Raw genomic sequence first — 18,845 nt, forward strand, 5'->3', positions numbered from 1 at the left:
CACCTTCGCGAAGGCGACGCAGCCCTCACATCGGCGGCGTGATGCCGTCGCGGCCGACATTCACGCGGTTCGCTTCCAGCGTCCCGTCTTCCTTCTTCGCCGCGCCGAAGATGATCAGCTTGGCGCCGGGCTTAACTTCCGATTTGTCGCTGGCGATGAAGGTGACGATCGGGGTGTCCGGCGGCACCACGACCTTCTTCTCGCCGTCCTTGTATTTCACCGTGATGTTCTGGCCGTCGGTGCCCTTCACCGTCTGCGCCACGGTGGCGTTGGTCATGGTCGAGTTGGCGCGGGCATCCCAGGGGCGAAAACCTTCGGCGGCGCCGCGCTGGTTCTCCGGGAAGATGTGCACGGCGATGGCCTTCTGGGTGCCGTCGGGCTCGGGCACGCCGGTGACACCGATATAGGAGCCGTCCTTGATCTCCGACAACGAGGTCTTCACCACGGCGAAGACCGCGACATTGTCGGTCATGTTCACCTTCACATCGGTGCCCTCGCGGGTCTTGATCGCGAGCGTGTTGCCGTCGACGCTCTCGATGGTGCCGCGGATGCGGACAGTTGGCGTCTGCTGCGCGAGAGCATAGAGGGTCGAGGCGGCCACCATCGCGACGGCGATGAGCGGACGGGTGAAAGTCGCACGTTGAACAGACATGATGATCTCCGATTGTCCCTTTTGTCCTTACGGACAAGGAACTCCGGAGGTTACGTACTATTCTCTCAAGTCTTTGTGAGATCGGCCTCGACCAGCGCGCGCAGCTCGTCCGTGACCTGCGGCCGCTGGCCGAACCACAGCTCGAAACCGCGCACCGCCTGGTGCAGCAGCATGCCGAGCCCGTCGGCGGTCTTTAAGCCACGCGCCTTTGCTGTCGCCAGCAGCGGGGTCACCAGCGGGACATAAACGAGATCGGCGACGACGGCTCCGTCAGGCAGGCGCGCCACATCGACGTCGAGCTCGGGCTGGCCGTGCATGCCGAGCGAGGTCGTGTTCACGAGAAGTTTTGCGCGCGGCAGCACCTCACCGATCGCCTCCCACGCAACAGGATGCACGTTCGGCCCGAACTCTCTTGCCAGAGTCTCGGCCCGCGCGATGGTGCGATTGGCGAGATGGATGCGCTTGACCCCGCGCTCGCGCAGGCCGAACACGACCGCGCGCGAGGAGCCGCCGGCGCCGAGCACCAGCGCTTCGTCCGCCTTGTCCCAGCCGGGCGCGCTGGCATCGAGATTGCCGACAAAGCCTTCGACATCGGTATTGGTCGAGCGCAGCTCGCCGTCCTCGAACCACAGCGTGTTGGCGGCGCCCACAGCCTGCGCGCGCGCATCGGGCGTCGACAGCGCCAGCACGGCTTCCTTGTGCGGAATGGTGACGTTGGCGCCGACGAAGCCGCGCAGCGACAACCGCAGCACGAAGTCGCGCAAATCATCCGGCGGAACCGCCTCGATGACATAGCCGCCCTCGATCCCGAGCGTACGCAGCCAGTAATGATGGATCAGCGGCGAGCGCGAATGCGCGGCCGGCCATCCGATCAAGCAGGCTGCGGGAGCCTTGGTCACGGTCGTCTCCTCCCTGGGGCTTGGGAGGCGATCCATTTCGCGTCCCGCAGGCTCTGTCAAGCGCGCGGGCGCCGCAGCGCCAGTGCCACGCTCGCGGCCAGCGCCAGTGCCGCGCCCGCGCCGAACCAGATCGCCGCAAGATTGATCCAGACATAGACGAACGCGCCGGCCGCGGAGCCCGCAACCAGTGCGGCCCAAAGCAGCAGGTTCGGCGCCCAGCCCCAGCGCGGCCCACCGGTGAGGCTCACCGCAAGATGCTGCCCGGCCTTGACCAGCGCGCCCGTGACATAGGTGAGCCCGAGGCCGGCGCCCCCGTCGATCTGAAACACGGCATTCTCCAGCCCCATCGCGAGCACGATGGCCGCGATTGCGAAATTCGGCAGGGCGTAGAAGTGACAAAGTCCCGCGCCGGCCAGCAGCGCGGCTTCGATCAGCAGCAGCCAAGGCTGCCGCTCGGTACCACCGCCGAGCACGACGAGGCTGCCGGCAGCCGCGCCTGCCACGAACAGCGCGATCAGGCCGAGCGCCACCGCGGCCTGCCACCACTGCGCCTCTGCGAGGCTGACGCCGAGGCGCGTGGAATTGCCGCTCATGAACGAGACGAACAGGCCGCCGAGATGCAGAAAGCCGATGCCGTCGACATAGCCCGCCAGCATGCTAAGCGCGCAGGCCAGCGCGATGTTGCGACCCGAATTGAGCATGTCAGACACCACCGCCGCGACGCGGCAGTGTCAAGTGCGCTGCCGCTAGCTCGCAGCAGCTGCGGCTTCGCCGCCCTTGATGTCGGCGACCGCGCGCGCGATGGTTTCGCGGTAGCGGGCGCGCGGCGGCGTCACGCCATGGGTGAGCAGCGCGCGGCGGACGGCGGGCGAGGCGCCCGTGATGAACAGCCGGATGCCCTGGCGGTGCGCCTTGACGGCGACGCGGCCGAGCACGTTGGCGGCGGTCGAATCCAGGAACGGCACCGCAGCGAAATCGACCACGAATCCCTTGCGGTTGTCGGCGATGCCGTCGAGCACGTTGCCGATGGCGGAGGCCGCACCGAAGAAGAACGCGCCGGTGATGCGATAGACCAGCACGTCGCGGTCGACCGCCAGCGCGGGATCGTAAGGCACACGCTCGCCATTGCCGTCATCTGGGCGATCGGCGGGCACCAGCGGCGAGCGCTCCTCGATCCCCGTCATCTCCGCCATGCGATGGATGAACAGCACCGCGCCGAGGGCGAAGCCGACCAAAATGCCTTCGGTGAGATCGCGGAAGACGGTGAGCAGGAAGGTCGCGAGCAGCACGACCGCATCGCCCCAGGACGAGCGCAAGAGCGTCGCGAATTCGTGCTTCTCGGCCATGGTCCAGGCCACCACGACCAGCACGGAAGCGAGCGCAGCCAGCGGGATGTAGCTTGCCAGCGGCGCGGCGATCAGCATGAACAGCAGCAGGAACACCGAATGCAGCATGCCCGCCAGCGGCCCGCGCGCGCCGGCGCGAATGTTGGTGGCGGTGCGCGCGATCAGGCCGGTGACGCAGATGCCGCCGAACAAGGCCGAGCCGATATTGGCAACGCCTTGCGCCACCAGTTCGCAATTGGAGCGGTGACGGCGACCGGTCATGCCGTCGGCCACCACGGCCGACAGCAGCGATTCAATCGCAGCCAGCAGCGCGAACGCGATGGCGTCCGGCAGCACCGCTTGCGCCTTGGCCAGCGAGAACGCCGGCAGCGCCGGTGACGGCAATTCGCGGGGAATGCCGCCGAAGCGCGAGCCGATGGTCTCGACCGGCAGCGACAGCACGGCGCTCGCGACCGCGGCGAGCACGACCGCGATCAGGATGCCGGGCCAGGACGGCCGCCAGCGGCGCAAGGCCGCGATGATCGCGATGCTGACGAGCGCGACGGCAAGCGCCGATGGATTGATGGTGTTGAGGCCGCCGGCGAGCGCGACGAGTTTTGGCACGAACTCGCTCGGCTCCTTCCCCGCCAGCGTGATGCCGGCGAGATCGCGGAGCTGGCTGGCGAAGATGATGACGGCAATGCCGGCGGTGAAGCCGACCGTGACCGGATAGGGAATGAACTTGATGTAGGTGCCGATGCGGAGCAGGCCCGCGGCGATCAGGAACGCACCCGCCATCATGGTGGCAAGGATGACGCCGTCGACGCCGTGCCGTTCCGCGGTCACCGCGACCAGCACGATGAAGGCGCCGGCGGGCCCGCCGATCTGGAAACGGCTGCCGCCGAGCAGCGACACGATGAAACCGCCGACGACAGCTGTGTAGAGGCCGCGATCCGGCGTCACGCCCGAGGCGATCGCGATCGCCATCGACAGCGGCAGCGCGACGATCGCAACCGTCAGGCCTGCGAACACGTCGGCGCGGAAATCAGCGAGGCCGTAGCCTTCGCGCCAGACGGTGACGAGCTTCGGCAAATACAGTTCGGCGAAGGTCGGCTGGCGTAGCTTGTGCAGCCGGTTTGCGTGATCGCTGGTGATGCTCATACGTCGCTGTCCCACAATGCTCCACTGCATCGTGCGGCCGCGATGTCGGACGCGACGGTGCGCTAGCTCATTTCTGCCCGGGCACGATCAGAGCGATCATGCCCCGACGCGGCGCGGCGAACCCGGCTCCTTCAGGCGAACGCCCCGCCCGCCGCTGTCGCTACGCGCCTGCTCGCCGATCAACTCGACACCGGCCCGGTCGAACGCCTCGACCACCTTGATCAAGGTCTCGACCACGCCGCGCACATTGCCGGTCGAGGCCTCCATTCGCTGGATGGTCGGCAGCGATACGCCGGCGAGCTCGGCCAGGGTTTTCTGGTCGATGCCAAGCAGCGCGCGGGCTGCCCGCATCTGGAATGACGTGATCACCCGGACCTCACGTATCAGGTGTTATAAGTGATATTTAGTGCATATACAATGATGTAAAATACATCATTGAGAGGAAAGCGCAAGGGCATGCCCGTCTGCCTCCTCCGTCACGCAACGGCGTTGGCTCCGTCATCCTGAGGTGCGAGCCATGGGACGCGAAGCGTCCCATGGGGAGCCTCGAAGGATGGGCGGCCCCGATGCGGCGGGCCGTGCATCCTTCAAGGCTCGCCGCGCAGTGCAATGCACTGCGCAACTCACACCTCAGGATGACGGAGCTAAGACTTCGCTGCGTTCGCGATGAGAGTGAAGAAAATGCCGGCCAATTAATACACCGCACGTATGGAGACCGCCCCTCGCCCTCTCCCCGTGAAGAACGGGAAGAGGGCGGGAGAGAGCGGTGCCTGTCTTACCGTGCGACGCCCATCACGCTGCGTGCTGATGCGCGGCGATGATCTGGTCGGCTGCGCGTCCCGTGACTTCGGCCATGTGGTCGAACTGGCGGGTGAAGCTGCCCGCCCCGGCCGTGGCCGAACGCAGCTCGACGATCAACTCGCCGATCTCGGCTTCCGGCATCATGGCGCGGACGCAGTCCCAGCCGGTCCAGCCGTCGCGGGTGTCGAAGCCGAGGATCTGGCCGCGACGTGCCGACAGGATCGCGTTGATCTTGGCGGTGGCGTCGGTCGGGCAGACGATCTCGACCACATGGATGGGCTCCAGCAACACCGGCTGGCATTGCGGCAGGCCTTCGTTGAGGCCGATCCGGGCCGCCGTGCGGAAGGCGAGGTCGGAGGAATCGACGCTGTGATAGGAGCCGTCCGTCAGCGTCACCTGCACATCAGTGACGGGGAAGCCGAGCGGGCCGCGCGTCAGCCCGTCGACGACGCCCTCCTCCACCGCAGGGATGTAGTTGCGCGGCACCGCGCCGCCGACCACCTTCTCGGTGAACTTGAAGCCGTCGCCGCGCGGCAACGGCTTGATGTCGAGCACGACATCGCCGAACTGGCCGTGGCCGCCGGACTGCTTCTTGTGACGGCCGCGCTGGGTGATCGGCTTGCGGATGGTTTCCTGGTAGCCGATCGCGGGTGGATGCGAGGTGAGCTTGATGCCGAAGCGATCGCGCAGGCGCTCGCTGGCGACACGCAGATGCATCTCGCCCTGCCCCCACAGCACGGTGTCGTGGGTCTGGGCATTCTGTACGATGACGAGCGAGGGATCCTCCTCGTGCAGCCGCATCAGGGCCTGACCGAGTTTGACGTCATCCTTGCGATCGGTGGCCGCGACCGAGATCGCGAGCACCGGCGGCGTCGGCTCGATGGCTGCGAGCGCGGCCGGCGGGGCTTTGCCATTGGTCACGGTGTCGCCGGTCTTGATCGGATCGAGCTTGGCCAGCGCCACCGTGTCGCCGGCGTCCGCCGCGGCACGCTTGGTGTCGTAGGCGCCGTTGACGGCGAGGATTCCGGAGATGCGGCTGATGCCGCCGGTGGCGGATTGCACCGTGGCACCGTCGTCGAGATGACCGGCGAGCAGCCGCGTCAGCGACAGCTTGCCGCCGTGCTGCGAATGCAGCGTCTTGAAGACGAAGCCAAGCGCATCCTTCGTCTCGGGGACGCCGAGACGCTTTGCGGTCTCCGCGACACCGGGGGACTCGTGGCGCAGCGCCTTCATCAGGCGCAGCACGCCGTTCTCGCGCGCGGCAGCGCCCAGCAGCACCGGGCAGATCAGCCCTTCGCGCAGCTCGCGGGCGAGGTCGTCGAACACGGCATCGCGCGGCGGCTGGATGTCCTCGAGCAATTGCTCCATCAGCGCGTCGTCGTGATCGGCAAGCTTCTCCAGCATCGAGAAGCGGGCCTCCTTCTCGCGATCGAGATTGCCGCCTTCGAGCGCGACCACTTCGGACGCCTTGTGCTCGCGATAGATGAATGCGCGCTCCAGCGCGAGATCGACGAAGCCCTCGATCAGCTCGCCCTTCCAGATCGGGATCTGGCGCAGCACCAGCGGCACGCGCGAGGCGGGCTGCAGCATCGCGAGCGTCTCACGGATGCGCTCGTTGGCGCGGTCGATCTTGTTGAGGAACAGGAAACGCGGAATCTTCAGCTCCTCCAGCTCGCGCAGGATGATCTGAAGCTGCGGCAGCTTCTTCTCGTCGGCCTCGCACACCACGACGGCGGCGTCGACCGCAGGCAGTGCGGCGCGCATGTCGTGGGCAAACTCGACGGAACCGGGACAATCGAGGAAGGTGTAGCTGTCGCCCATGAAATTAGTGGTGACGGCGGTGAGGCCAACGGTCATCTTGTGATGACGGGCCTCCGGCGTGGCGTCGCCGACGGACGTACCGGCGTCCACGCTGCCGGCGCGCGGGATTGCGCCCGTTCGCGCCAGGATGGCTTCGAGAAGTGTGGTTTTACCGCTTTGGAAAGGGCCCACCAGCGCGATGCACCGTGGACCTCGGGGACTTCTGACGTCTTGTCCCATTCGCCGCCTCCTTGGTGTGGAGCTCGGCCCATGATTGGGTCGGCAAACGCAGATGCTCTGCCCGTCCCCGAGATTTGGCAAGCGGCAAACGTCGCTGCGGTGCGTCGTCGATGTTCCACCTCTCCCGAAGGGAGAGGTCGGATCGCATCGAAGATGCGATCCGGGTGAGGGGTTACAGTCTCACCGTATGCTGCGGCCCCTCACCCGGATTGCTCAGGCGCGCAATTGCGCGCCATAGCAATCCGACCTCTCCCCGCTGGGGAGAGGTGAAGAGAGAGCGTCGTCCGCAAATCCTTATCGGCCCGGCCGGAGTTCCAGGCTTTCGAGGCCGGCAGCGACGTTGAGGCCGACCTGGCCCTGCAGGCTGAGCGGCTGCAGCGAGATCGAATTGTTGGAGCCGCCGACCAGCACGTTGCCGCCGCCGCCGACGCCGACCGAGGCGCTGCCCTGCGCGCCCGCGTAATTGCCGGAGAGATCACCGGGGCCGAGCCGGTCGACCGGCGCGAACACGCCCCAGGCCAGCGTGGTCTCCTGGGTGATGCCGATGTCGAGGCCCACTTTGCGGATGGTCGCGACGTAGCGATCTTCCGGCGCGCCATCGGCGCGCAGTACGCAGCCGAGATTGGTCACCGAGCCCACGATGAAGCCGACGCTGGCGCCGCCACGGCATTCGAGCACGCCGACCCGGACCAGCCGCTGCTGCTGCGCATCGCTGCTTGCGGCGGAGGCAACAAGGCTGGCGGCAGTGAGCCCGGCGAAGATGAACGAACGGCGCATGAATGTCTCCGGCGATGAATGTGATGCGAGCAGAGCGGGCGCGGCACACGCCGCGCGTTGGTCTATGCCATAAGAGTGTTGGCGGTGCCAGATCGGACGTCTCTAAAATCGGGCGCGTGGAAAAAACCCCTCACCCCAAGAACGGGGCGAGGGCGTGCACGAGCGGTGCGCCCCTGACGGTACAACAGTTCGGCTCGCTATCGGCGCGACTCAACCTCTCCCCGCCCTTCTGCGGGGGGAGCTCGGATCACATCGCAGATGTGATCCGGGTGAGGGGCCATGCACGATGCCGGCCAGAACAAAAGTTCATCCGACTCCGCTCACCGAACCACGAACAAAAAGGCCCGCCGAAGCGGGCCTTTTCAATTTGCACTGTCGCGATCAGCTTACCGCAGATTGCCGCAAAAACGCTGGATGCGCTTGCAGGCATCTTCGAGGTCCGAAGTCTTGGTTGCATAGGAGATGCGGAAGGCAGGTCCAAGGCCAAAGGCCGAACCCTGCACCACCGCGACGCCTTCGGTCTCCAAGAGCTCGGTGACGAAGGTCTCGTCGTTGTCGATCACCTTGCCCGACGGCGCGGTCTTGCCGATCGTGCCTGCGCAGGACGGATAGACGTAGAACGCGCCCTCGGGACGCGGGCACTCGATGCCCTTGGCCTGGTTGAGCATGGAGACCACGAGGTCGCGACGCTCCTTGAACACCTTGTTGTTGGCGGCGATGAAGTCCTGCGGACCGTTCAGCGCTTCCACCGCGGCCCACTGCGCGATCGACGACGGATTCGAGGTCGACTGCGACTGGATCGTCGACATCGCCTTGATCAGCTGCGCAGGACCGCCGGCGTAGCCGATGCGCCAGCCGGTCATGCAATAGGCCTTCGAGACGCCGTTCACGGTGAGCGTGCGGTCATAGAGTTTCGGCTCGACCTGCGCGACGGTGGTGAACTGGAAGTCGTCATAGACGAGGTGCTCGTACATGTCGTCGGTCATCACCCAGACATGCGGATGCTTGACCAGCACGTCGGTGAGCGCCTTCAGCTCGGACCTGGTATAGGCCGCGCCGGTCGGGTTCGACGGCGAGCACAGGATCACCCATTTGGTCTTCGGCGTGATCGCGCGCTCGAGCGCCTCGGCCTGGAGCTTGAAGCCGTGAGCCGCGGTGCAGACCACCGGCACCGGCTCGCCGCCGGCGAGCGCGACCATCTCGGGGTAGCTGACCCAGTACGGAGCTGGGATGATCACCTCGTCGCCCGGATTGATGGTCGCCATCAGCGCGTTGTAGAGCACCTGCTTGCCGCCGGTGCCGACGATGATCTGGTTCGGCTTGTAGGTGACGCCGTTCTCGCGCTGAAACTTGCCGATGATGGCTTCCTTCAGCTCGGGGATGCCGTCAACCGCGGTGTACTTGGTCTTGCCGGCTTCGATGGCGTGGATCGCGGCCAGCTTGATGTTGGCGGGCGTGTCGAAGTCGGGTTCGCCGGCACCCAGGCCAATGACGTTGCGGCCCGCCGCTTTCAGCGCGCGTGCTTTATCCGTGACCGCGATGGTCGCGGACGGCTTCACACGGTCGAGCGCAGCGGCAAGGAAGGACATCGTCATCTCCTGACAAGCGTCGTGAACCCTGTGGCCTCACGACTCCAATTGTGGGAATGGAGACACCCTAAAACGTGTGCCGCTGCGTCGCAAGAAACTTCGGCCCAATCTCGCAAAAGTTTACGGATCTGGAGCGGTTCAAGGCCCGTTTTCCCGCAATTTTCCGCAACTTTGCCGCGCAAATCGCTCATATCCGGGAAGGCTTGTCCTCGGAGCAATTTTGAACCGTTCGGGCCAAGTCTTCGTGCCAAGACTTCGGGCCAAGACTTCGACCACGAAACTGACGGCGGGCTGACACCTCGGCGAGATTGCTCACGAGTCTCACACAATGCACGGCGCCATGCGTCCGAACGTTGACGCAAGCGTGACCTGAGTTGGATGGTCGCACGGAAATGATCTTCCGCCGCATTGCAGTGCGGCAGGGTTTTCGAGTTTTTCTATGGGGCAGCCCTTGCGGCGGATTCGCATCGGCATCATTGTTTAACCGCGGCGCGGGGCACGATGCGTCGTGCCTCCTGTCCTTCCGGAATCATCTTCAGAATGTACAAGCTCTATTCGATGCAGCGCTCCGGCAACAGCTACAAGGTCCGCCTTGCGCTGGCGCTGCTGAACCTGCCTTACGAAGCGATCGAGGTGGACATTCTGCGCGGCGAAAGCAAGACGCCGGACTTCCTGGCGAAGAACCCGTCCGGACAGGTGCCGCTGCTCGAGGTCGGCGACAACCGTTATCTCGCGGAATCCAACGCCATCCTGTGGTACGTCGCCGTCGGCACGCCGCTCGCGCCGGAGAACCGCATCGATCGCGCCGAGGCGCTGCAATGGATGTTCTTCGAGCAGCACGCGCTCGAGCCGAACATCGGGGCTGCCTATTTCTGGCTGTCGCTGGTGAAGGGCGGCCGCGACCTGCAGACGCACGCGCTGGAGGACTGGATGGAGCGCGGCTATGGCGCGCTCCAGGTGATGGAGAATCACCTCAAGACCAATTCCTACTTCGCCGCCCGTCAGCTCACCGTCGCCGACATCGCACTGTACGGCTACACCCACCTCGCCGACCGCTGCGACTTCGACCTCGACCCCTTCCCGGCGATCCGGGACTGGCTGAAGCGGGTGGAAGCGGCGCCCGGCTTCGTCGCGATGGACTGGCGTCCCGCGGACATCGACGACCCCGCCAGCATCGCCGCGGGCGCCTGAAAACGGTGCGGCGTTAACGAATAGCGGGCATATCGTTAACCTTTGCCGCAATGCCGCCATGTTCGGCGTGATAGCCGCCGCAATATTGCCGGTAGAAACAGGGAAATTGTTCGATGTCGCGGGTGATTCGCTCGCACGTTGAAGGATTTAGACCATGATTCGGGCGTCCGGCACGGCAGGCTTTCAGGGCCAAACCGTTACCGTTTCGTCTTCCCGGCTGACCAACGCGGTCGCGGCCTCGCTCGCCGTCGCCGCCGTCTCGCTGTGCCTGATCGTCACCCTGACAGTGCTGTCGACCAAGGCGACCATGGCGATGGGTCTGCCGGTCTGATCCCCGTTTCATCCTCGACGGCCTTCAAGGTGCCGCGCGCCCCCGCGCCTGACGGCATCGCGACGGGACATCGATGAAATCACCAGTGGTCATTGTTGCCTTCACGCTGACCGCGGCCATCCTGGTCGCGGCATCGCTGCTGATCTTCACCGGCATGCGCAAGAACTCGGGGACCTCGACGTTGACTACGCCCGCGCTGCAGCAACGCCTCAGGCACGCGCACTTGGTGTAAAATCATCCGAAAGCTTTGCGCGCCGTCGCAAGCGCCTTTTAAGCGCGCCGCACGATTTCGCACTGCGTCATCGCAACAATCCGTCAGTCTTCCGGCCTTACTCGTTCAGGGAGGAACGAGATGCGGTTCGGATGGCGTGCGATCTCCGGTCCCGTGCTGACGGTGGCGATCACGCTGCTGGCGATCCTGCTCGATCGCTCCATTCACACTCCCTCGCCGGCGCCGCTGTTCATCTGCATCGTCGCGCTTTCAGGCGCACTGTCCGGCTTCGCATCCGCCATGACCAGCGCGGCGCTCGCGGTCGCCGGCGCGGCGCTGTTCTTTGCCGGCCATCGCGCGGTGCCGCTCCATGCCAGCGCCGATCCGATCGGGCTTCTCGCTGTCACGGCTTTCGGAACAGCTGGCATCACCGGCCTGATGCGCGAGCGGCTGCTCGACAGCTTCGCCGCCGAGCGGCGCAGCCACGCCATCGCCGCGCGGCTGTCGGCCGCGCTCGATCAGGTCGACATCGGCATCGTGCTGCTCGATGCCGAGACCCGCGCCGAATTCATCAACCGCGCCTTCCGTGACTATTTTGCGCTGCCGGACGAGATCGCCGACGGCAAGCCGCCCTTCATCGCGCTGATGTATCACGGCCGCGATATCGGCGCGTTCGAACTGCCGGAGGACGAACTCGGCACCTTCATCGCGCAGCGCATGGAGATGGTGCGGATCGGCGACGCCAGGCCGATCAACATCGGCCTGCGCAGCGGCGAGGTGCTGCGCTTCGTCTGCACCGTGCTGCCCGACGGCGGCCGCATGCTGAGCACCACGCCGGTGACCGATCTCGTGCGCCACACCGATGCGCCTGCGCGCGCCGACTACTACCGCTCGCTGCGCGATCCCGCGAACCGCAAGCTGATCCGCTACTTGCGCGTCGCGGAGTAGACGCAATTGATCGCAATGCCCTTCATCACGTATGAAGGACGCCTCATCGATCGCGGGATTTCACATGTCACTCACCATTCGCCCCGTCGCACGGCAGGATTATGAGCAATGGCTGCCGCTGTGGGAGGGCTACAATGCGTTCTACGGCCGCTCCGGCCCGACGGCGCTTGCACCCGAGATCACGAAGGTGACCTGGCAGCGCTTCTTCGATGCTTATGAGCCGGTGCATGGGCTGGTCGCCGAGAGCGACGGCAAGCTGCTCGGCATGACCAACTATCTGTTCCACCGCAGCACCACCGCAATCGAGCCGTCGTGTTATCTGCAGGATCTGTTCACGCTGGAGTCCGCGCGCGGCAAGGGCGTCGCCTCGGCCTTGATTTACGGCGTGTACGAGCGGGCGAAGCTGGCGGGATCGCCGCGGGTCTATTGGCAGACGCACGAAACCAACGTCACCGCGCAGCGCCTGTACGACAAGGTCGCCGAGCGCTCCGGTTTCATCGTCTACCGCAAGATCTTCTGATGTCGCGGGCTGGACGCCCTGTGGATAACTCGGACTGTCACCGGCGCGTTACACATCGGGATTAAGTTGCAGCTGCGTCTGATCAGGCCCCCCGTCACCGATCAAGCGCCCCAAAGCGGTCCCCGTCAGTCGCCGCGTCTGACAGGGGCCGCATTTTTTTGTCCGGGTTGTTTCAGCATGGCAGCGACGCGGTGAGCGGCTTGCTGCTGCGGCACGCCGCGGTCACAATGCCGCACTGCTCTCTGCTGACGGGACCTCCCATGGAAATTCGTAATCTCGGCGCCTCCGGCCTGCGCGTGTCCGCAGTCGGGCTCGGCTGCAACAATTTCGGCCAGCGCATCGACCTGGAAGCCTCGCGCAAGGTGATCCACCGCGCGCTCGACCTCGGCATCACGCTGTTCGACACCGCCGACATCTATTCGGCCATGGGCGGCTCGGAAAACGTGCTCGGCGCGGTGCTCGGCGATCGCCGGAAGGACATCGTGCTGGCGACGAAATATTCGAAGCCGATGGCCGAGGACGGCACCAAGCAGGGCGCCTCGCGCCGCTACATCATGTCGGCCGTGGAAGCGAGCCTGAAGCGGCTGAAGACCGACTACATCGATCTCTACCAGCAGCACGACTACGATCCGCTGACGCCGATCGAGGAGAGCCTGCGCGCGCTCGACGATCTCGTCCGCCAGGGCAAGGTCCGCTACATCGGCAATTCGAACTTTCCGGCCTGGCGCATCGCGGAAGCGGAATACGTCGCGCGCGCGATGAACACCGCGCGTTTTGTGTCGTGCCAGGACGAATATTCGCTGGTGGTGCGCGACATCGAGAAGGACCTGCTGCCTGCAGCGCAGGAATACAAGCTCGGCCTTCTGCCGTTCTTCCCGCTCGCCAGCGGACTTCTCACCGGCAAATACAAAAAGGGCGAGGCCGCGCCCGGCGACACCCGCTTCGGCCAGACGCCGCGACTGCGCGACCGCTACGTCACGCCGCGCAACGAGGCGATCGTCGAGAAGCTCCAGGCTTTTGCGAGCGCGCGCGGGCACAGCATGCTCGAGCTCGCCTTCTCCTGGCTCGCTGCGCGCCCGCAAGTGTCGAGCGTGATCGCGGGTGCGACCCGCCCCGAGCAGATCGAGCAGAATGTGAAGGCGATCGCGTGGAAGCTCGGCGCCGAAGAAATGGCGGAGATCGACAAGATCACGCTGGGCTGATCTTTGCGGCGCGGCGCTATTTGGCGCCGCGTCCGACCGTCTGCATCACCTTGAAGCCTTCGAACTGGGGATGGCCGAGATAGGTCGGCTTGGTGTCCCCGGCGCGGGCATGAGCAGCACGAAACGCTTCGGACTTGGTCCAGGCCTCGAATGCTGCGTGGTTAGCCCAGATCGTATGCGAGGCATAGAGCGTGTGGTCCTCGGCTTCCGGTCCGCGTAGCAGATGGAATTCGACGAAGCCCGGCACCTTGTCCAGATGCGTGTCGCGCGAGAGCCAGACCTGCTCGAAGGCGGCTTCGGAGCCCTTGGCGACACGGAAGCGGTTCATGGCGATGTACATGGGTGGTCTCTCCTGACATGCGATCGTGAGGGACGCGCCGCCCTCTCACTCCCTCGCCCCGTTCTTACGGGGAGAGGGTGGGGTGAGGGGCTGCGTCCGCGAATTCGGTCTCAATTGTAAGCGAAGGTCGCGATCTGCGCACTGTCATTGTGCGGGTCGGATGGGCCGCCTCGGGGGCTAACAGTGTGCCCTGCCCCTCACCCGGATCGCTGCCGGACGATGCTTCGCATCGCCGGGGGCGATCCGACCTCTCCCCGCAAAGGGCGGGGAGAGGTTAAGACGAGACTTCCGCGGCCGCGAGTTCGGACTGAATAACGGTCAGAACGCCTTCGATATTCCCGAGCACTTCATTATTCCAAAAGCGAAGTACCTTGTATCCCTTCTCGCCGAGGCGTTCATCACGAATAGCATCTGCCCCGGATTCATTGTGCTGCCCGCCGTCGACTTCGATGACGATCCGCTTCTCGCGACACACGAAATCGCAGATATAGCCGATGATAGGTTCCTGCCTGACGAACTTGTGTCCGTCGATCCGCCGGTTGCGAATGCGATTCCAGAGAACCGTCTCAGCGTCAGTCTGATCGACCCGCAAGCGTCTTGCGAGTCGGATGGGTCTTTCGTTGTGGCCACGCATTGCCCTGCCCCTTCACCCGTGATGGACGCACCACTCTCTCGCTCCCTCGCCCCGTTCTTACGGGGAGAGGGTGGGGTGAGGGGCTGCCTCTACGAGTTCGGTCTGAATTGTAGATGCGGTGCGCTCAATCGCAATGGTCTTGCGAGTCGGAGGGATTTAGTTCGTGGCAATAGAGTGCCCGGCCCCTCACCCGGATCGCTGCCGGACGATGCTGCGCATCGCCGGGGGCGATCCGACCTCTCCCCGCAGAAAAGCGGGGAGAGGTTAAGCAACCAGCCCCTTCATCGGCCGCGCTGCGGCACTGTCCGGGAATACCGTCTCCGCGAGCACGCGGTCGGACAGGCCGAATTGTCCCTGCAGCACGCCTTTGATCACCGAGCGCAGATCGGTGGTCGGCTTCAGATCGCGCCCTTCATACAAGTTCGCGAGCTTGAGGCCAGGCCAGTCCGTGATGACGCGGCCGCCTTTCACGGCGCCGCCGGCGAGCAAGGCGATAGTGCCGGTGCCGTGATCAGTGCCGTCGGTGCCGTTGATGCGCGCGGTGCGGCCGAACTCGGTGGCGACGACGACAACGGTGTCGCGCCAGCGACCGCCGAGCCCGCTCTCGAATTCGGCGAGCGCGCCGTCGAGGCCGCCGAGCAGGAAGGCGAGACGCCCCACGGGGCCGCCTTCATTGGCATGGGTGTCCCAGCCGTCGAAGGCGAGCGCGGCGATGCGCGGGCCGTCGTCGGCTGCCATCAGCTTGGCCGCGCCGCGCGCGACCTGTCGCATCAGCGCGACCTGATTGCCGCCCTTCGCCTTCATGTCGTCGCCGCTCGCGACCTTCTCAAGCTGGAGACCCTGCGACAGTGCAGAGGCCAGCGCGGGATCGCGATGACGGTAGAGATCGACGAGGCGCATCGCGGTGTCGTCGTCGGCCTGCGGCAGCGCCACCGGCGCCCAGCCAACGGTCGGCGCGTTGCCGCGCAAGACCAGCGGCGTGGTCGGCCCCACCGCAAGACCGCTCGACACGCGCTCGCCGCGCGGCAGCGCTTCCAGCGCGCGGTTGAGCCAGCCGGATTGTACGCGGCCCGGGCCGGCATAGCCGCTTTCGAGCACGTCCTGGCCGTCGAAATGCGAGCGGTCGCGATAGGGCGTTGCCACCGCATGGATCACCGCGGCATGCATGTCGCGGTACATCCGCGCGAACTCCGGCATCGCGGGATGCAACGCGAAGAAGGTGTCGAGCATGATCGCGGGATGCGCGCCGTCTGGCGTGAGCGCGATCGAGCCGTGCAGGCCGGCGTAATCGGGATCGCCGACCGGCGCGACGGTCGAGAGGCCGTCGAGCGCGCCGCGCAGGATCACCACGATCAACCTGGGATCGCGCCCGTCGGCCGCGCGCGCGAATTTCGGCAAGTAGGCCCAGGCGGCGAAGGAGGCGCCGCCGAGCAAGAGGCTGCGGCGCGAAGTGAGGAGCCGGTTCTCGACGCAGTCGATCATGGTCATCTCCTCTGCATTTCCGGCGACATCAACAGCAGCGCCAGCGCCTGCTGGCGCGATTCCGCGCGCTCGATGGTTTTGCGCGTTTCGACGGACGCCGCATCGGCCGCGGCGAATTCGAGCAGATCGAGGGGATCGATGTTGGGCCCGAGCCGCGCGCCCATTTGCGCTGCGATGTCGAGCCGCAGCTTGATGCCCTCGGGCGCGGCCCAGGCGGCGCTGGTATCCGGGAAACCGTTCGGCCCCGCCGGCGACCACAGCGGCTGTCCGAGCAGATTGAGATTGTTCAGATAGACGCCGGGATCCTCCGGCACGCGCGCGAGCAGCCGGCCGCTGGCGACCACGAAATCGTAGGGCGAGCGCATCTTGGTGAGCGGCGCCTGCCAGGCTTCGTCGGAATCGACCAGCGCAGTGGCAAGCGCCTTGAGGTCGCCATCGGTCTTGACAAAGACATCGCGCAACCGCGCAACCAGCGCCGGCGGCGGATCGTCGGCGACGAAATGGCGGGCGAATTTGGTCGTGATGAACTTCGCCGTCGAGGGATGGCGCGCGATGTCGGCGAGCGCGGCTTCGCCCTGCGCAAGGCCGGTCGGCTCGTAGGTCTTGCCGAGCAGTTGTTGCGAGCCGGGCTGATGCGCATTGGCGTTGAACACGAAGGAGCCGGGCGCTCCCAACCCGCCCTGCCTTCCGGCAAAGGTCCACCCCGTAATGATGCGCGCGAGCGAGGTGACGTCCTCCTGCGTGTAGCCGCCGCCGACGCCGAGCGTGTGCAGCTCCATGATCTCTCGGGCGAGATTTTCGTTGAGCCCGCGCTTGCGGTTTTGCCCGGCGCGCGAATCCGGCCCGAGCGATTGCTGGTTGTCGAGGAAGAACAGCATCGCCGGATGCTGCTCGACCGCCTTCAACATGTCGGCGAAGCGCCCCAGCACGTGCGGCCGGATCGCCTCGCGTTCGAACGAACCGGCCCAGATCCGCGCCAGCTCGCCCTTGCTCGCGGAGATACAGAAATGGTTCGACCAGAACACGACGAGGCGCTCGGTGAAGCCGCACTCGACCAGCGTCGCGCGCTGCAACCGCGCCAAAGCTTCCGCGCGAAAAGTCTTCTGGATCACGTTGAGCGGCTGCGGCGCCGGCTTTGCGGCGGGCGGCGCGGCCGCGTTCGGCTGCATGGTCTCGGGCTTCGCCACATTATCTGCGGACTTGCTGTCGGCAGGTTTGGCCTCGGCCATCTGCCCGGCGATCTCGGTTGCGACCATGTTGAGCGAGAGATTGCGGCGCGGCCCGGGCTTCTGGTCGGTCTGCGGCGGCGGCGCTTCGGGCGGCACGCCGGCCTTCGCGGCCGCCTCGCGCGCCTGCTTGACCTCATCCTGGTAGGCGAACACGGCCTGGCCGAGCTGCGGCGTCGATTGCAGGCCGGGCGCCTCCAGCAGCACGCCCGTGGGGCGCGCCAGTTCCGCCTTCACGAAACCGCGCGGATCGGACGCCGCATTGATGAGATCGCCGGAGGCTCCGCCGCGGGCGCCGAAACCGAAGCGGTTCAGTGCAATGAGTGCGGCGTGCGAATCGCGGGCCATCGATTTGTCCTTCGCCTTGCCAGCCGCTTCCCGAGTCTACGCGCAGCGCATAATATACCGCAGCGAGAGATGAACCCGAGATGAAAATGGCGGCGCAGCTTTTGGGCAGATCATGACAAATCCGCAAGAATCCGCTCTGAAGGAACCGCGCCGCCTCGCCTGCGCGCGCTGCGGCACCGAGTTCGGCTGCGATCTCTCAGGCAAGTGCTGGTGCGCGGAGGAGACGGCAAAGCTGCCGATGCCGGTCAAGGGCGAGGATTGTTTGTGTCGGGAGTGTTTGCGCAAGGCGGCGGCGGAGGCGGTGCCGTAGGGTGGGCAAAGCGCAAGCGTGCCCACCATTCTCATTGCGTGGGCACGGGCTTCGCGCCTTTGCCCACCCTACGAAACTACGAAACCTACACCGCGTGCCCCGGCGATTTCCGCGCCATGCCGTCGAACGCGTCGAGCAGCTTGTCCCGCCACGCGTAGACCGGATCATCCGCTTCCAGCAGCTTGAACGGGCTCGTCACGCGCGCCCATTGAAAACCGCCGAACACGATGTAGTCGGCATAGTTCGGCGCGTTGCCGCCGATGAAGGGCTGTTTCTTCAACGTCTGCCGCAGCACCTCCAGCGACTTGCGGAACGCGACGACGCCGGTGTCCCGGCTCGCCATGATCTCTTCCAGGCTCTTGCCGCCGAAGCGCGCCTCGCGCGATTGGCGGAAATAGGTCGCGTCGATTTCGGCGAGGTTCTTAGGGATGTCGGCGATGATCAGCGGAAAGATGCCGCCGACGATGGCGATGTCGCCGAAGGCATTGATCATACGCGCCATGGCGCGGCCGCCCTCGCCGCCGAACAGCGACGGACGATCCGGAAACTCGTCTTCGAGATAGTTCGCGATGGTCCAGGAATCGACCACGGGCTTGTCGTGATGCAGCAGCACCGGCACCCGCTCCGAACCGTGCGGCGCGATCGCGCTCTTCTCGGTGAAGCGCCAGGGCAGCGATTCGGCCGCAAGACCCTTGTGCGCCAGCGCCATGCGGCTGCGCCAGCAATACGGGCTGAACGGGCGCGAGGGATCGGTGCCGACGAGTTCGTAGAGTTTGAGTGACATGGTGATGCTCCGTCGTTGCTGTGCATGTTCACTAATTCGCTGATCGAGAAGTTTCGGCTTTGGCGGCTGCAAAA

20 protein-coding genes are annotated in these 18,845 nt (G+C 65.6%); 7 read left to right on the plus strand and 13 right to left on the minus strand.

What is annotated here, in order from left to right:
• Nucleotides 1-25 precede the first annotated feature (25 nt).
• The 8 genes from HYH08_RS29065 to HYH08_RS29100 all read right to left on the minus strand — a co-directional run bounded on the left by HYH08_RS29065 (nt 26) and on the right by HYH08_RS29100 (nt 9,244).
• Complete coding sequence (locus HYH08_RS29065; protein ID WP_220013280.1) at nt 26-604, minus strand: single stranded DNA-binding domain-containing protein; 579 nt, start codon at nt 602-604, stop codon at nt 26-28.
• A 113-nt stretch (nt 605-717) separates the two neighbouring features.
• Complete coding sequence (locus HYH08_RS29070) at nt 718-1,587, minus strand: shikimate dehydrogenase (protein ID WP_220013254.1); 870 nt, start codon at nt 1,585-1,587, stop codon at nt 718-720.
• 20 nt (nt 1,588-1,607) lie between these two features.
• Nucleotides 1,608-2,252: a YoaK family protein gene (locus HYH08_RS29075; RefSeq protein ID WP_220013255.1), complete on the minus strand. Its 645-nt coding sequence runs from the start codon at nt 2,250-2,252 to the stop codon at nt 1,608-1,610.
• Between the two features lie 45 nt (nt 2,253-2,297).
• The gene (locus tag HYH08_RS29080; protein ID WP_220013256.1) at nt 2,298-4,037 is read right to left on the minus strand and encodes a SulP family inorganic anion transporter; all 1,740 of its coding nucleotides are present in this window, start codon (nt 4,035-4,037) and stop codon (nt 2,298-2,300) included.
• Between the two features lie 96 nt (nt 4,038-4,133).
• Nucleotides 4,134-4,406: a helix-turn-helix domain-containing protein gene (locus HYH08_RS29085; RefSeq protein ID WP_080134733.1), complete on the minus strand. Its 273-nt coding sequence runs from the start codon at nt 4,404-4,406 to the stop codon at nt 4,134-4,136.
• A gap of 423 nt (nt 4,407-4,829) precedes the next feature.
• Nucleotides 4,830-6,878 carry an elongation factor G gene (locus tag HYH08_RS29090; RefSeq protein ID WP_220013257.1) on the minus strand — a complete coding sequence of 683 codons (2,049 nt, stop codon included), beginning with the start codon at nt 6,876-6,878 and terminating at the stop codon, nt 4,830-4,832.
• Nucleotides 6,879-7,172: 294 nt separating this feature from the next.
• Nucleotides 7,173-7,655 carry a DUF992 domain-containing protein gene (locus HYH08_RS29095; RefSeq protein ID WP_220013258.1) on the minus strand — a complete coding sequence of 161 codons (483 nt, stop codon included), beginning with the start codon at nt 7,653-7,655 and terminating at the stop codon, nt 7,173-7,175.
• 386 nt (nt 7,656-8,041) lie between these two features.
• Entirely contained in the window at nt 8,042-9,244 is a 1,203-nt protein-coding gene (locus HYH08_RS29100; protein ID WP_220013259.1) for a pyridoxal phosphate-dependent aminotransferase, read from the minus strand.
• 540 nt (nt 9,245-9,784) lie between these two features.
• Here HYH08_RS29100 and HYH08_RS29105 point away from each other — a divergent pair.
• The 6 genes from HYH08_RS29105 (at nt 9,785) to HYH08_RS29130 (ending at nt 13,647) form a co-directional block, all read left to right on the plus strand.
• Complete coding sequence (locus tag HYH08_RS29105; RefSeq protein ID WP_220013260.1) at nt 9,785-10,435, plus strand: glutathione S-transferase family protein; 651 nt, start codon at nt 9,785-9,787, stop codon at nt 10,433-10,435.
• Nucleotides 10,436-10,589: 154 nt separating this feature from the next.
• Nucleotides 10,590-10,766 carry a hypothetical protein gene (locus HYH08_RS29110; protein WP_220013261.1) on the plus strand — a complete coding sequence of 59 codons (177 nt, stop codon included), beginning with the start codon at nt 10,590-10,592 and terminating at the stop codon, nt 10,764-10,766.
• A 73-nt stretch (nt 10,767-10,839) separates the two neighbouring features.
• Nucleotides 10,840-10,998, plus strand: coding sequence for a hypothetical protein (locus HYH08_RS29115; protein WP_220013262.1), 159 nt, complete (start codon nt 10,840-10,842; stop codon nt 10,996-10,998).
• A gap of 120 nt (nt 10,999-11,118) precedes the next feature.
• The gene (locus HYH08_RS29120) at nt 11,119-11,925 is read left to right on the plus strand and encodes a PAS-domain containing protein (protein WP_220013263.1); all 807 of its coding nucleotides are present in this window, start codon (nt 11,119-11,121) and stop codon (nt 11,923-11,925) included.
• A 64-nt stretch (nt 11,926-11,989) separates the two neighbouring features.
• Nucleotides 11,990-12,445, plus strand: a complete 456-nt coding sequence (locus tag HYH08_RS29125; RefSeq protein ID WP_220013264.1) for a GNAT family N-acetyltransferase — start codon at nt 11,990-11,992, stop codon at nt 12,443-12,445.
• A 260-nt stretch (nt 12,446-12,705) separates the two neighbouring features.
• Nucleotides 12,706-13,647 (plus strand): aldo/keto reductase, encoded by a 942-nt coding sequence (locus HYH08_RS29130; RefSeq protein ID WP_220013265.1) that lies wholly within the window; start codon nt 12,706-12,708, stop codon nt 13,645-13,647.
• A gap of 16 nt (nt 13,648-13,663) precedes the next feature.
• On the opposite strand, the gene hmuQ is transcribed toward HYH08_RS29130, so the two are convergent.
• From hmuQ to HYH08_RS29150, 4 genes are all read right to left on the minus strand, one after another.
• A complete protein-coding gene (gene hmuQ / locus HYH08_RS29135; protein ID WP_220013266.1) occupies nt 13,664-13,987 on the minus strand; it encodes a heme-degrading protein HmuQ in 324 nt (107 codons plus the stop codon).
• Between the two features lie 274 nt (nt 13,988-14,261).
• Entirely contained in the window at nt 14,262-14,621 is a 360-nt protein-coding gene (locus HYH08_RS29140) for an endonuclease domain-containing protein (protein ID WP_220013267.1), read from the minus strand.
• Between the two features lie 264 nt (nt 14,622-14,885).
• Nucleotides 14,886-16,103, minus strand: coding sequence for a DUF1501 domain-containing protein (locus HYH08_RS29145; protein ID WP_502789006.1), 1,218 nt, complete (start codon nt 16,101-16,103; stop codon nt 14,886-14,888).
• A 2-nt stretch (nt 16,104-16,105) separates the two neighbouring features.
• Complete coding sequence (locus tag HYH08_RS29150) at nt 16,106-17,677, minus strand: DUF1800 domain-containing protein (protein ID WP_220013269.1); 1,572 nt, start codon at nt 17,675-17,677, stop codon at nt 16,106-16,108.
• Nucleotides 17,678-17,789: 112 nt separating this feature from the next.
• On the opposite strand from HYH08_RS29150, the gene HYH08_RS29155 reads away from it, so the two are divergent.
• A complete protein-coding gene (locus tag HYH08_RS29155) occupies nt 17,790-17,987 on the plus strand; it encodes a cysteine-rich CWC family protein (protein WP_220013270.1) in 198 nt (65 codons plus the stop codon).
• 85 nt (nt 17,988-18,072) lie between these two features.
• On the opposite strand, the gene HYH08_RS29160 is transcribed toward HYH08_RS29155, so the two are convergent.
• Nucleotides 18,073-18,771, minus strand: a complete 699-nt coding sequence (locus HYH08_RS29160) for a glutathione S-transferase family protein (RefSeq protein WP_220013271.1) — start codon at nt 18,769-18,771, stop codon at nt 18,073-18,075.
• Nucleotides 18,772-18,845: the final 74 nt, after the last annotated feature.

The organism is Bradyrhizobium sp. BR 10289 (assembly GCF_019455385.1).
GTDB lineage: Bacteria > Pseudomonadota > Alphaproteobacteria > Rhizobiales > Xanthobacteraceae > Bradyrhizobium.